This window comes from Halapricum desulfuricans (assembly GCF_017094525.1).
Classification (GTDB): Archaea; Halobacteriota; Halobacteria; order Halobacteriales; family Haloarculaceae; genus Halapricum; species Halapricum desulfuricans.
In genome coordinates, this window is record NZ_CP064788.1 from 2,180,189 (window position 1) to 2,193,185 (window position 12,997).

The following is a 12,997-nucleotide window of genomic DNA, read 5'->3' on the forward strand; positions in this document are numbered from 1 at the left end:
TGACGCTGTCAAACCGCAGCGTCGTCGTACCGGTCCGCGACGAACGCGACGAGCAACAGCAACACGCCCAGGCCAACGCCGACCGTCGAGACGCCGAAGATCACCATCCCGACCGGCGTCGCCGGCAGATCGACGACGAAAAACAGCGTCGGGTCCATCCCCTCGGGGTTGATCGCCCCGAGGACGAACCCCATGAGCGCGGCGATCGAGACGATAGCGGCGTAGACGGCGTATATCACCTGCCGCCCGGACAGACGTCGTGGCACAACCCTCGATTGGTGCCGGGAGCGATTAGGCTTTTCACTTCCGGCGATAACGTCGGGCAATGTCAGAGAAGGAACTGCTATTGGTCGTGCTGGCGGCGGTCGCGATCATGATGTTCGCCGCCGGGTTCGCGCTCGTGATCGGCTAGGTCCGTTCGGAGATATCCCCGGACCGGTCCGTCTCCCGGAGGATGAACGGCCCGATCGAGAGCGTCCGTTTCGTGACTGTCACGATGCGGAGCACGTACGCCAGCAAAATCGTGAACGGCACCAGCGAGACCGTCGTCGTCGCGGCGACGAGAACGAGCGCGTGGGGGACGCCGGCGGTCGCGCCGTCGATCGCCGACGGATCGAGAAACAGCAACGAGGAGACGGCGACCGCCAGTGCCGGAACAGCGGTGTACAGCAACGTTCGCGAGAGGTTCGACAGCTCCCACTGGAAGTACAGCGTCTTGAAGTGCTCTCGAGCCGAACCGAACAGTTCCAGGAGATCGAGTAACGATTCCAGTTCCGCTACAGCAGCCTCGGGGAGGTCGATGTCGTCCGTCTCGCGGATCGACCGCCCCTCGTAGAGCTTCCAGGAGTAGTTGTAGTTCAGTGCCGCCCGGACGACGTCGAACTCGCCGAAAGTAGCGCCGTCGAGTTGCTCGATTACGCCGTCGGCGTTCTCGATCACGGCGTCAAGATACGACGTCACGCGGTTGCGTGCGTCAGGTTCGAGATCGGTGAGCGCGCCGTCGATCGCCTCGGCACGGTCACGCGTCGCCCCCACGAGCGCACGGAGAAACGCCGACGGCTCGGCCGGACTAACCGCGGTATCGACCGCGTCGGCCACGTCCCGACGAAACGAGAGCGCGCCCCGCATCCGCTCGCGCTGGTCGCCGGCCGACCCGAGTTCCTGTGAGAGCACCAGCTGGCTCAGCGTCAGCACGAGCGTCACGCCAGTCACCGTCGACGTTATCAGCGCCTGATAGAGCGTCTCGATCGGGTCGCCGGCCCGGAACCCCGGTTCGGAAACGAGGAGCCCGACGACGACGATCGAACAGAACAGGATCGCCGAGAGGAGAGCGGTAACGAGCCAGCGGTCGGCGTTCAGTAACAGCCAGAGAACCCGCGAGCTCTCGTCGGCCCGCTCGCGCATCGTGTCCCCCGGTTCACCGGACATGGTCCGTGTTTACAGTCGTCGGCCGGAAAAAACCACGTCCACAGCGGTCCGCTACGTTCGCTCGGAGCTGTCCTCGGATTCGCCGCCGTCCGCGAGCACGAGGTCGTCGTCCATCCGGCGTTCGTTCCAGCGGAACTCCCGGCTGTAGAGGTCGTCGTCCTTGAGATCCCAGGGGTCGCCGTCAGTGACGCGCTGTCCGTACAGCCACGAGGAGACGACGTTCCAGACGAAGATGATCTGGCCGGCGAGCAGGATGAACGCCCCGAGCGTGGCGAGCTGGTGGAGGACCGTGAACAGGTCAATCGGGCCGACCGAGACCAGGTTGTAGGTCGCGTATCGACGGGGCATCCCCAGATACCCGAGAATCAGCATGCCGAAAAACGTCAGGTTCGTGCCGATCATCGTCAGCCAGAAGTGCCACTTCCCGAGGGCCTTCTGGTACATCTTGCCGGTGTAGATGGGGAACCAGTAGTAGATCCCGGCGAAGACCGCGAACGCGATCGCGCCCATGATCACGTAGTGGAAGTGCCCGACGACGTAGTAGGTGTCGTGCAGCAGGTAGTCGACGGGGATCGTCGCCAGGAACACCCCGGTGACGCCGCCGATGATGAAGTTCGCGACGAAGCCGATCGAGAACAGCATCGGCGTCGTCAGCCTGACCTTGCCGTTCCACATCGTCGTGATCCAGTTGAAGGTCTTGACGGCGCTCGGTATCGCGATCGCTAAAGAGACCGCCATGAACGAGACCTGCAGGCGCGGGTCGATCCCCGTCGAGAACATGTGATGTGCCCACACGCCAAACGAGAGGACGCCGATGGCCAGCGTCGAGTAGACGACGAACTTGAACCCGAACAGTTTCCGCCCCGAAAAGCGCGGGATGATGTAGCTGATCAGCCCCATCGGCGGCAACACGAGGATGTACACCTCGGGATGGCCGAAGAACCAGAACAGGTGCTGCCAGAGGATCGCCCCACCGCCTTCAGTCGCAAAGAAAGTCGTCCCGACGTTGCGATCCAGCAGCAACATCACGAGCGCGCTGCCAAGAAGCGGGAACGCGAACAGGATCAGCCCGGACTGGGTGAGCATCGTCCAGGAGAAGATATCGAGGTTCGCCCAGGTGACCTCCTCGTCGCGCTCGGTGAAGATGGTCGCGATGAAGTTGATCGCACCCATCGTTGCGGAGACGCCGGTGAGATGAAGCCCGAGGATCATCAGGTCCGCGCCGATCATCGGCTGTTCCGCCGACAGCGGCGTGTACATCGTCCAGGAGGTCTGTGCGGCCTCGATCCCCGGGATGAAAAAGCCGCCCCAGATCAGCAGCGCCCCGGGCGGCAACAGCCAGAAGGCGATGGCGTTGATCCGCGGAAACGCCATGTCGTCGGCCCCGATCAAAAGCGGGACGAAGTAGTTCCCGAACGCCGCGATAATAGGCGTCCCGAACAGGAACAACATCGTGATACCGTGACTGGTCAGAAGCGAGTTGTACATCGACGTGGACATGATGTCCTCGGCGGGCCACAGCAGCTCGGTGCGCATCAGGACGACCATGATCCCGCCGACCGCGAACGCGACGAGCGCGTACGCGCCGTAGAGGATCCCAATGTCCTTGTGATCGACCGTCGTGAGCCAGCGGACGACCCCGCTCGGCTTCTCGCTGTGGCCGTAACTGGTCTCCTCGCCGGCGAGACTGCTCGCACCCGCCGTCGGCGCGTACGACCGCCAGTTCTCGATGCGGGTGAGCAGCGACGCGACGACGACGAGCAGCACCCCCATCAGCACAGTGATTGCGATCTGTCCGCTTGCCATGTGCGCCAATCGGGCCCGGGGGGTAAAGAAACGTTAGGGTCATTTGGCGATTTGATATGAATGGTAACCCACGATATATGGGGTTATTTAAGATAGTACGGGGTAGAAGGTATCCTCATCCGGAAGTGCCTCATACGGTCGGTTGTAACGATTTGCCGGTACGATTGCATAACGGATGCGATCGATCTGGAACAGACTTACAACCGACCGTATCACACGATCACGGGTCGGCGGACGCGCCGGCCGCCGCGGCCTCGACGAGGCGGACTGTCCCCTCCAGCCCGAGGTCGTCGAGCGCGTCGCGGGCCGCTCGCGTCGCGGTTTCGGCCACCGACGCGTGGGTGACGCCGTAGACGGTCGGTCCCCACGAGGACTGCCCGGCCCCCGAGACGCCGGGAATCGAGTCGAGCGCGTCGATCAGCCGGCCGGCCGGCGGTCGGTAGACGCCGCCCTGTTCGTCGGCGTACCACGCCCCGTTGAGCCGGCTCAGCCGGGCGACGGCGTGCCCGAACGTCTCGTGGTCGCCGGTCGCGACCGCCGGGAGCAACTGCCGAGTGAGAACGAGCGCGATGTCGTCGGCGATCCCGGGATCGGCCCGCTCGACGACCGACCTGATACTCGCGTCTTCGGGGTCGCCGCTCCGGCCGCGTTCGACCTCGGGTGTCACCAGCAGGAAGCGCCAGTCGTCGGGCACGTCGTGGCGGGCGACCACCGGCGGGACGGTCCACTCGCCCTCGTCGGGGGGCGCGCTCGTGAACAGCTCCGTCGGGTGGCCGGCGTCGACCACGAACCCGCCCGCCTCGAAGGTCGCGACGCCGACGCCGCTCCGGCCGCCCCGACCGAGGTCGGGGGCCACCTCCCGGAGGTCGACCGGGCGGCCGTGTGCACGTGCGACGGCCACCAGACTCGCCAGTGCGAGTCGGGTGCCACTGCCGAGACCGACGTGACGCGGGAGCCGCCGTTCGACCGTCACGTTCGCCCCCGGAACACCGATGACCTCGACGGCGCGCTCGACGTACGAGGTCGCGGCCGGCCAGTCGCAGGCGACGTCCTCGGCCGGTTCGGCCGAGAGCACCAGCCGCGGCTCTGACAGCCCGACACCGACGCCGCCGTACAGCCGATCGTGTGCCAGCGAGAGGTTCTGGAACCCGAAGTGGATCCGTCCCCCGACCGTGACTCGTACCATTACCTGCCCTGGGAGATCCGCCACCAAGAACCTGTGGTCACGCGATCACGACCGCAGATCCCGATACGCGTCGCGCGTGCGGGCTCTGGCCCGCTCGATGAACGCGGTGAACCGGTCGTGATACCGTTCGGCGAACGTGACGGCGACGACCGCCAGCGCGATCCCGGCGACGACGTCGGTCGCCCAGTGGATCGCGAGGTACATCGTCGAGAGACAGACCGAGACGGCGAGCGGAACCGCGATCAGCGTCCACAGCGGATAGCGATCGCGGGTCTTGACCGCGAGGATCGCGATCGTCGTCGAGACCGACGAGTGCAGCGAGGGGAAGACGTTCGTGTTGACGTTCACCTCCGAGGTAAGCAGCTGTGACTGTGGCCAGGTGTCATACAGCAGCTGCTCGACGCCGATCGGGTAGTTTCGTGGCCCGTACGCGATGAAGGTGACGTACAACAGAATGCCGACGACGTAATTGAACGCGTACGCCACCGTCAACGTCCGAAACGGCTGGAGATCGTCAGCGAGGAGATACGCGAGAAACGGGAAAATCAGCAGGTACACGTACCCGTAGATGTACACGCCGGAGAAATACGACGTCGCGAGCGGCGACTCGAACGACTGCAGCCAGCGGATGACTGTTCCGCCCTCGAGATCGAGGATGTAGGAACTGATTTCGACGCCGACGATCCACGAGAGATCGGCACCGATATTCCGAAACGTCCCCATGACCCCGAGCACGATTCCCAGAAAGACGAAATACGGGAGTACGTCCGCGATGCGCTTTCTGATCCCGTATCGATAGATCGAGCGGAGGCGGCCGAGTCCGACGGTCGGTGGGAGAGACAGCGCCAGCAGTGTCGCTGTCACCGTCGTCACGCGCAACAGGACATCGAGCAATGGCATGGTTGTCTCATGTAGCGCCCGCAGTTATCAATATACCAGTTGTCCGCCGTCCGCGTAGTAGTAGCCTGCCGATCGGAAGTGTTCGCGGGCACGTTCGATATCGAGTTCGTCTTCGATACCCGCAAACGGCACTTCGGGATCGCCTCCGTCCCACCTGAGGTCGTCCGGGACCCACGACCGGTCGTGTACCGGCACCGTTCGGGGCCGGGCGTAGCCATCGAAGACCGTCTCGACGATGCGTGCCTTGTTGAGCAGGTGGGCAACGGCGCGACGGAAACCCGGTGTGTGGAGCGGCCGACGCCGCGCGTTGAAACCGACGTGGTACAGCGTCCGGGACGAACTGGTAGCCAGCGACAGCGATTCCTTCGACTCGATCCGCGAGACGAGTTCGTTGTCGAGGCGTGGTACCGTGACGTCGGCCTCTCCGCCCTCGAGGAACTCGACCATGTTCAGGTCCGACGGCGTTACCAGCATCTCGAGCTCGGAGAACGCGAGTGGCCCGAACCGATCCGCCAACTCGGAGCCGTCGTCGCGGTTGATGGGGTGGTGATCGAACCGCCGGAGTCGCAGCGTGTGCCCGCCTCGACGACTCTCGAGCGCCATCGGCCCCGATCCGACGGGGTTCGTATTGGCGTGTGTAATCGCTCGCGTCAGTCCGGCGCGCATTTCGACAACGTCTGTCCGCGATTGCCAGACGTGTTCGGGCAACAGCGGGAGCGTGAGAGCCATCGGCGTGACTGGGGGGGACGCATCGATGGACATCCGGACCCGGCGTTGCCCGAGCACCTCGACAGTATCGACGAGACTCGCCTGTCGCCTGAAACGGGGCACGGGATAGTCGGCGTCCGAGGACCCGAGTGACGTGTCCGAGATGAACTCGTAAGTGAACCGAATGTCTTCGGCTGTCAGTGGTTCGCCGTCGTGCCAGCGCAGATCCGACCGCAAGGTGAGCGTCAGTTCGGCCCCGTCGACCGACCACTCGCGGGCCAGCCAGGGCCGGATCGAGCCGTCGTACCGGCGGGCCAGCGGGTCGTACAACAGGGATGTCGTCGGGTCGAACTCGCTGATCCAGGGGACGAGCGGGTTCAACTGTTCGGTCGGCAGATCGTTTTTAGTCGTCACCCGAAACGTCTGCCGAGGTTCGGCCCCCTCAACCGGATCGATCCCGAGCAACCAGATCGGCTCCCTGAGCGGGACCCGTTGCCAGCCGTCGAACGCGTCGGCGACGTCCGATCGAACGGCCGCGATCGCGTTGTCGGTCGCAATCGGGACGAACGGCTGTTCGTTCGCGATCGTCCGCAGGATATCGTGGATCGTCCCGGTCCGCTGGCTACCGGACTGTCTGCGCTGGTCGTCGAACCGTTCGTCGAGCGTCTTGTCCGTGAATCCGAAGGGGTTCTGCCAGCCGAGGTCGTTGGTGTGTGTCGAGTGGAGTAGCGACCGCAGGAAGTCCGGGTCCCGTCCAACGGGCATCGTCCCGACGTACATGTCGAAGTCCCGCCGGTAGAGCACCTGTTCGCGGAACTGCTTCGGCGGGAGTAACGGAAATCGCGCATCGATCCCCACTTGTTCGAGCCGGCTGACGAGCCGGCCCGCGATCGCGTTCGCCCGCCGATCCCAGTCGACCGGCGGTGCGACGACCCGGAGGGACACCTGACTGGCCGACGCGAGACCGAGAACGTTCTGAATCGGCCCCAGACAACCGCCAGAGAGACCGGCCAGGCCGACAGCCCCACCCGCGACTACCTGTCGTCGTGTGAGTGTGTTCTGACTGTCGTTCGTATCGTCCATCTATATCCACCACTGCTTTCCGCTAACCCGGGGACCAACCGGACAGCAGTCTACGTTTGCGTATATAAAACATCCGCTCGATAAGATATGAAAGTGTCGACTCGTTTCACGCAATCGACGCGACCGGTGTCCTCTTAGGGACCGATAGCCAAGCGGCGATTGGCGATGCCAATCGATCTCGACGGTGCACACACGACTGCGACGGTGATGGTCGACGACGAATCGCTGCTCGAGGCGTCCGCACGCGAGCAGATCCAGACGCTGATCGATCACGAGGCGTTCACCGAACCGGTCGTGATCATGCCGGACACCCACTGGGGGGCCGGCGCGCCCGTCGGTTTCACGATGCCGTTGCCCGATCGGATCGTCCCGAACGTCGTCGGCGTCGACGTCGGCTGCGGGATGGCCGCGACGAACCTGGGCGACACGCTGCCGCTCTCGGACCCGGAGCGCGAACGACGAGTCCGCGAGACCGTGCCGATGGGGCGGGATGTCCACGCGTACGACGACGCCCCGCACCTCGTCGAACAGTTCCCCTTCGAGCGCGCCAACGAGGTATTCCGACGGTTCGAGGAAACCTATCGCGAGCGGTTCGGCCGGCCGATCGATCCCGTCTCGTTCGACTTCTCGGGATACGACGAACAGTACTTCACGGACCTGTGTGATCGCGTCCTCTCGCGCAAGCCCCAGGGAATCGGCCACGTCATCAAAAGCGCCGGGACGCTCGGCGGCGGCAACCACTTCGTCGAGTTCGCCCGCGCCCGCGAGTCCGGCGAGCACTGGCTGGTGATCCACAGCGGTTCGCGCTATCTGGGGCTTGCCGTCGCCGAATACTGGCAGGAGCGCGCGACCGACCTCCGCAACGCCGACGCGATCCGCGCGGCGATCCCCGAGACTGACTATCGGTATCTCGAATTCGATCCGGAGACAGTCAGCGACGCCGACCTGTACGCCTGGGTGACCGGCGGGAAGGGTCAGTCTCACATCGACCGCGAGGCCGTCCTCGGGGACAAGGACGGCGAGGCCATCGAGCGGACGTTCGACCGGCTGAACGACGTCGAACCGGAACCGCAAGCCCGCAACACGGACCTGGATTATCTCGACGGCCGTGAGGCGCACGGCTACTACGTGGACATGCTGTTCGCCCAGCAGTACGCCCGCTGGAACCGCGAGCTGATGAGCGACGCTATCTGTGAGGCGCTCGGGGTCGATCCCGTCGACCGGTTCCAGTCGATCCACAACTACGTGGACTTCCGCGATCTGACGATCAGGAAGGGTGCGACTCCGGCCCGCGAAGGGCAGCGACTGGTCGTCCCGTTCAACATGGCCGACGGGTCGATTCTGGCTCGCGGCAAGGGCAACGAGACCTGGAACCGGACGGCGCCCCACGGCGCGGGCCGGACGATGAGTCGCCGCGAGGCCAGCGAACGCGCCTCCGTCGAAGACCTCCGCGAGCGAATGGACGGCGTCTACTCGGAGTCGCTCGTCGACTCGGTGCTGGACGAAGCGCCGATCGCGTACAAGGACGCGGAACGGATCGCCGCGACGATCGAACCGACCGCCGAAATCGTCGACTGGCTGGACCCGGTTCACAACATCAAGGCCCTCGAATAGCGTCAGCGATCGTCAGCAGCCGAGTCGTGATCGTGACCGGGCTGGCTGTGATCGTCGTGGCCGTCGTCGCCGGAGTGGCTGTGGCCGTCGCCGCCGGGATGGCTGTGATCGCCGTGGACCGACCCGTGCTCGTGACCGTGTTCGTGGCCGTGCCCCGGGTCGGCACCGCCGACGACCACGACCTTCACCTGTCGGACGCCGCCGAGCGCACGGATCTGGTTGGCCAGCGCGTCGATCTCGCCGGCCGTCCCGTCGACGACGAGCGTTTCCATGCACCGGTCGTGTGAGAGGTGGATGTGCTGGACGGACGTGACGACGTCGGCGTGGTCGTGCTGGATCGCCTGCAACTGGCCCGGTAGATCGCTGTCGTGTTCGTGTTCGTGGACCACGACGATCGTACCGTGGTGGCGACCCCGATCGCCCGCTTCCCAGTCGTAGGTCGTAAAGAAATCCCGGAGCGCGTCGCGCACGGCTTCCGACCGACTCGAATACTCCCAGTCGCGCACGATCTCGTCGAGGCGGTCGGTCATCTCCGGCGGTAGCGTCAGACTCACCCGGTCCAGCTCGTCGGCCATACCTGACAGTTGCACGCTGGCCTACAAGAGCGTTGATACTGCCAGCCCGCAACTACGGCGGTGGGGGACGCCGTCCGCCTGTCTGATCTGGTTTCGCCGGTTCGGTCTCGGTTTCCATCGACGGACAGTCGCCGGGCCAATCGACCCACGACTTGAGCACGAGCGCGCCCGGAACGTCCGGGAGTTCGCTGACGTCCTCGCTCCCGCAGCGCGGACAGTAGCGATCCGGTCTCGGATGGCGACCGTCGGGAGCGGCCTCTTCGAAGCCGTACCAGATAGCCTGACAGGAACCGCAACCGAACGCTGCCTGTCGTTCGGGTAACGGACCGACGAGTCGTCCGAGTTGCTCGAAGTACTCCTCGTTCATCTACGGGCAGGTACGACACTGCAGGCCCAAAACCGTCCGAGGATTTCCACCTCGTGAGAACTGCGTTCGGCACCTCGGGTGCCGAAAACCGTCACGAACGTGTAGCCGACAATACAAAGGAGAACCGTCGCGATCCGGCTATCGGCTTCCCGCGCTGGTTTCTCGGGCAGTCTCCTTGTCGGTTTTCGACCAGAAGAACAGAACTTTCTCTTCGGACTCGGTACGCGACGTGGCGCTTGACCGGGACGTCGTTTTGGAACTCATCGTACATGCAGCCGCGTCCGTCTACCGTATATACTTTACCCTATCTCTGTCGGGAGGTATAAGTTCTCATAGTAAGTGTTTAAGGCCATTCCGTACACCCTCTATCCGGGTGGAAAAACATTATAGAACGGTGCATCCATGAACTAATTCTGAATTGGGAGGTTCGAATACAAGGAGTTTTTCACGGTGGAAATCGTGGAGACAGATATGCCTGTGACCGATCAGTTACGTGCCCACGAAGACCGAAACGAGGTCCCTGACGGCGTGTCCCCGACAACAGTATCGACAGACAGAGAGCGCGAGGCCAGTGGGCGAGCCCCTCCGTTCGACGCGTTCGCCTTGCCGCATATGCGGGCTGTCGACAGCCCGGAGTGACGGCCGTAGGGGAATCGACGATTCCGACCGCTGATACGGTCGGTTGTAACGATTTACCGGTACGATCGCATAACGGATGCGATCGATCTGGAACAGACTTACAACCGACCGCTGAACGTTTTGTGTCTGGACGTTCGACGTGAAGACATGAGCGAACGCACTCGCGCACACGTGTTCGTCACGGGTCGCGTCCAGGGCGTGTTCTTCCGTGCGACCACCCGCGATACCGCTCGCCAGCGGGACGTCGACGGATGGGTGAAGAACCTCGACGACGGTCGCGTCGAAGCCGTCTTCGAAGGGGCCGAGGCTGACGTCGAGTCGATGATCGAGTTCTGCCACGAGGGGAGTCCGCAGGCCCGCGTCGAAGACGTCGGGGTCGAGTACGAACAGCCGCGGGGACTGGACGGCTTCGAGATCAGATACTGATCGACGAGAGCGGGCAGTCGCCGACGCGGATCCCCGGAGGCTTTTGCGTCGTCCGGGCGAAGGCGAGAGTATGAGTCTCGGAGAAACGATCACGGGATCACAGATGGCTGTGATCGACGCCAACAGCGCCGCACTGGGGGTCCCACCGAAGCAACTGATGGAATCGGCGGGCAACGCCGTCGCCCGTACCGTCCGTTCGATCGTCGAACCCGGCAGTTCGGTCACGGTCGTCGCCGGACGCGGCAACAACGGCGGCGACGCGTTCGCCGCGGCCCGGTTTCTCGACGACTACGACGTTCGCGTCCGGTTGCTCGGTCACGCGGAGACGATCGGGACCGACATCGCTCGCGAGAACTGGGCGGCGCTCGAGCGCGCGGCACTCGACGTCGCGGCGTGGCGCGACTCCTCGGCGATCGCGTTCGACGATCCGGACCTGTTCGTCGACGCGATGCTCGGGACGGGCATCAGCGGTCGGCTCCGCGAACCCGTCGCCACGGCGGCAAAGCGCCTGAACGACAGCGAGACGCCGGTCCTCTCGGTCGACGTCCCCTCGGGACTCGACGGGGAAACGGGCGCGCTCGCCGACAACGCCGTCGAACCCGACCACGTCGTCACGTTCCACAAACCAAAGCCCGGACTGGACGCCCTCGAAGCACCCGTCACGGTCGCGGACATCGGGGTCCCGCAGGCGGCAGAACGGTTCGTCGAACGCGGCGATCTGCTCCGACTCTCCCGGCCGGCCGACAGTCACAAGGGGGACTTCGGCGAGGTGCTGGTGATCGGGGGCGGCCCCTACACCGGCGCGCCGGCGCTTGCCGCACAGGCGGCGCTGCGGGCCGGTGCCGACCTCGTCCGGGTCGCCTGTCCCCGCTCGGTCGCCGACGAGATACAGAGTTACAGCGAGAACCTGATCGTCAGACCGTTCGACGGCGATCGGTTCACTCCCGACTCGGTCGAACGAGTGCTATCACTCGCGGGAGAACACGACAGCGTCGTCCTGGGGCCCGGTCTCGGCGCGGCCGAGAACACGCTCGTTGCCGTCCGGGAGTTCCTAGAGCGGTACGACGGCTTCGCGGTCGTCGACGCCGACGCGCTGGGGGTCGTCCCCGGCGTCGAGACCGACGCGACGCTCGTCTGCACGCCCCATCAGGGGGAACTCGAAGCGATGGGCGGCGAGACGGCCGACGACTGGCGCGAGCGCGCCGAACTGGTCGAGTCGTTCGCGGCCGAGCTCGGACAGACGCTGCTGGTCAAAGGCCCGTACGACGTGCTCTCGGACGGCGAACGGACCCGGGTCAACCGAACCGGCAATCCCGGGATGACCGTCGGCGGGACCGGCGACGTGCTGGCGGGCACGGTAGGCGCGCTCACGGCGACACAGGAGCCGATGGCCGCGGCCGCGATCGGCGCGTACGTCACCGGCGCAGCGGGCGATCGCGTCGTCGAACGACAGGGCTACGGTCTCGTGGCGACCGACCTGCTCGGGTCGATTCCGTCGGTGATATGGAGGGACGAAGATGGGTGACACGGACGAGCAGGGCGGGGAGTTGACACATACCGACGAGTCGGGCGAGGCACAGATGGTCGACGTCGGTGACAAGCCCGACAGCGAGCGCCGGGCGGTCGCCCGCGGGACGATCCACCTGCAGGCGTCGACGGTCGCCGCGATCCGGTCGAACGAACTCGAGAAGGGTGACGTGCTTGCGACCGCTCGGGTGGGCGCGATTCAGGCCGTCAAACACACCTGGGAGACGATCCCGATGTGCCATCAGATCCCGATCACGAACGTCGAGACGGACTTCGAACTCGACGAGACCGAGGTGACGCTGACCGTCACCGTCGAAACGACCGGCAAGACCGGCTGCGAGATGGAAGCGCTGGAGGGCGTCACGACCGGGCTGAACGTCGTCTGGGACATGGTCAAAGCCGCCGAGAAAGACGGGGCCGGCCAGTACCCCGACACCGCGATCGACGACGTGCGCGTCATCGCGAAGGAAAAACAGACTCGGTAGTGTTGAGACTACTCGAAACGTCTCACCGAAGAACGTTTGCGAGGGAAGACCGCTCCGTGCGGACTTCCGCGCACTGTTTTGCGAGGGGCCGTAGTGGCCAACAGTGCGAGCGTGCATCTCGTTCGGCGCGTGTCGCGCCTCACATCGATGCGAGGGAAGGGATTTGAACCCTTGGACCCCTACGGGAGCGGATCTTGAGTCCGCCGCCGTTTCCAGGCTTGGCTACCCTCGCACGTCGCCGGCGCGATTACCG

The 12,997-nt window shown here is 64.8% G+C and carries 11 protein-coding genes, 1 tRNA gene and 1 pseudogene; 4 read left to right on the forward strand and 9 right to left on the reverse strand.

Annotated elements, in window-relative coordinates:
• Positions 1-8: 8 nt before the first annotated feature.
• The 6 genes from HSR122_RS11180 to HSR122_RS11205 all read right to left on the reverse strand — a co-directional run bounded on the left by HSR122_RS11180 (position 9) and on the right by HSR122_RS11205 (position 7,111).
• Positions 9-266 carry a DUF7520 family protein gene (locus HSR122_RS11180; RefSeq protein WP_229109893.1) on the reverse strand — a complete coding sequence of 86 codons (258 nt, stop codon included), beginning with the start codon at positions 264-266 and terminating at the stop codon, positions 9-11.
• 142 nt (positions 267-408) lie between these two features.
• Positions 409-1,428, reverse strand: a complete 1,020-nt coding sequence (locus tag HSR122_RS11185) for a hypothetical protein (RefSeq protein WP_229109894.1) — start codon at positions 1,426-1,428, stop codon at positions 409-411.
• A 51-nt stretch (positions 1,429-1,479) separates the two neighbouring features.
• The gene (gene ctaD / locus HSR122_RS11190) at positions 1,480-3,234 is read right to left on the reverse strand and encodes a cytochrome c oxidase subunit I (RefSeq protein ID WP_229109895.1); all 1,755 of its coding nucleotides are present in this window, start codon (positions 3,232-3,234) and stop codon (positions 1,480-1,482) included.
• Between the two features lie 220 nt (positions 3,235-3,454).
• Entirely contained in the window at positions 3,455-4,420 is a 966-nt protein-coding gene (locus tag HSR122_RS11195; protein WP_229109896.1) for a beta-ribofuranosylaminobenzene 5'-phosphate synthase family protein, read from the reverse strand.
• A 45-nt stretch (positions 4,421-4,465) separates the two neighbouring features.
• A complete protein-coding gene (locus tag HSR122_RS11200; protein WP_229109897.1) occupies positions 4,466-5,320 on the reverse strand; it encodes a phosphatase PAP2 family protein in 855 nt (284 codons plus the stop codon).
• A 27-nt stretch (positions 5,321-5,347) separates the two neighbouring features.
• Positions 5,348-7,111, reverse strand: a complete 1,764-nt coding sequence (locus HSR122_RS11205) for an ABC transporter substrate-binding protein (RefSeq protein ID WP_229109898.1) — start codon at positions 7,109-7,111, stop codon at positions 5,348-5,350.
• Positions 7,112-7,276: 165 nt separating this feature from the next.
• On the opposite strand from HSR122_RS11205, the gene HSR122_RS11210 reads away from it, so the two are divergent.
• The gene (locus HSR122_RS11210) at positions 7,277-8,725 is read left to right on the forward strand and encodes an RtcB family protein (protein WP_229109899.1); all 1,449 of its coding nucleotides are present in this window, start codon (positions 7,277-7,279) and stop codon (positions 8,723-8,725) included.
• Between the two features lie 170 nt (positions 8,726-8,895).
• Here the strand turns inward: HSR122_RS11210 and nikR are convergent.
• Together nikR and HSR122_RS11220 are read right to left on the reverse strand one after the other, a co-directional pair.
• Positions 8,896-9,300, reverse strand: a pseudogene (gene nikR, locus HSR122_RS14910) (nickel-responsive transcriptional regulator NikR); the annotation flags it as partial.
• A 52-nt stretch (positions 9,301-9,352) separates the two neighbouring features.
• A complete protein-coding gene (locus tag HSR122_RS11220; RefSeq protein WP_229109900.1) occupies positions 9,353-9,667 on the reverse strand; it encodes a hypothetical protein in 315 nt (104 codons plus the stop codon).
• 786 nt (positions 9,668-10,453) lie between these two features.
• Here HSR122_RS11220 and HSR122_RS11225 point away from each other — a divergent pair.
• The 3 genes from HSR122_RS11225 to moaC all read left to right on the forward strand — a co-directional run bounded on the left by HSR122_RS11225 (position 10,454) and on the right by moaC (position 12,744).
• Positions 10,454-10,732: an acylphosphatase gene (locus HSR122_RS11225; protein ID WP_229109901.1), complete on the forward strand. Its 279-nt coding sequence runs from the start codon at positions 10,454-10,456 to the stop codon at positions 10,730-10,732.
• 70 nt (positions 10,733-10,802) lie between these two features.
• Positions 10,803-12,257 (forward strand): NAD(P)H-hydrate dehydratase, encoded by a 1,455-nt coding sequence (locus tag HSR122_RS11230; protein WP_229109902.1) that lies wholly within the window; start codon positions 10,803-10,805, stop codon positions 12,255-12,257.
• Positions 12,250-12,744 carry a cyclic pyranopterin monophosphate synthase MoaC gene (moaC, locus tag HSR122_RS11235; RefSeq protein ID WP_229109903.1) on the forward strand — a complete coding sequence of 165 codons (495 nt, stop codon included), beginning with the start codon at positions 12,250-12,252 and terminating at the stop codon, positions 12,742-12,744. Before HSR122_RS11230 ends, moaC begins: the two co-directional genes overlap by 8 nt.
• Positions 12,745-12,892: 148 nt before the next feature.
• On the opposite strand, the gene HSR122_RS11240 is transcribed toward moaC, so the two are convergent.
• Positions 12,893-12,976 (reverse strand) — tRNA-Leu (locus HSR122_RS11240).
• Positions 12,977-12,997 lie beyond the last annotated feature (21 nt).

Bases quoted from the DNA above. Each gene is read 5' to 3' on its own strand.
- HSR122_RS11185 (WP_229109894.1), bottom strand. From the start codon at position 1,428: ATGTCCGGTGAACCGGGGGACACGATGCGCGAGCGGGCCGACGAGAGC.
- ctaD (WP_229109895.1), bottom strand. From the start codon at position 3,234: ATGGCAAGCGGACAGATCGCAATCACTGTGCTGATGGGGGTGCTGCTC.
- HSR122_RS11195 (WP_229109896.1), bottom strand. From the start codon at position 4,420: ATGGTACGAGTCACGGTCGGGGGACGGATCCACTTCGGGTTCCAGAAC.
- HSR122_RS11200 (WP_229109897.1), bottom strand. From the start codon at position 5,320: ATGCCATTGCTCGATGTCCTGTTGCGCGTGACGACGGTGACAGCGACA.
- HSR122_RS11205 (WP_229109898.1), bottom strand. From the start codon at position 7,111: ATGGACGATACGAACGACAGTCAGAACACACTCACACGACGACAGGTA.
- HSR122_RS11210 (WP_229109899.1), top strand. From the start codon at position 7,277: ATGCCAATCGATCTCGACGGTGCACACACGACTGCGACGGTGATGGTC.
- HSR122_RS11220 (WP_229109900.1), bottom strand. From the start codon at position 9,667: ATGAACGAGGAGTACTTCGAGCAACTCGGACGACTCGTCGGTCCGTTA.
- HSR122_RS11225 (WP_229109901.1), top strand. From the start codon at position 10,454: ATGAGCGAACGCACTCGCGCACACGTGTTCGTCACGGGTCGCGTCCAG.
- HSR122_RS11230 (WP_229109902.1), top strand. From the start codon at position 10,803: ATGAGTCTCGGAGAAACGATCACGGGATCACAGATGGCTGTGATCGAC.
- moaC (WP_229109903.1), top strand. From the start codon at position 12,250: ATGGGTGACACGGACGAGCAGGGCGGGGAGTTGACACATACCGACGAG.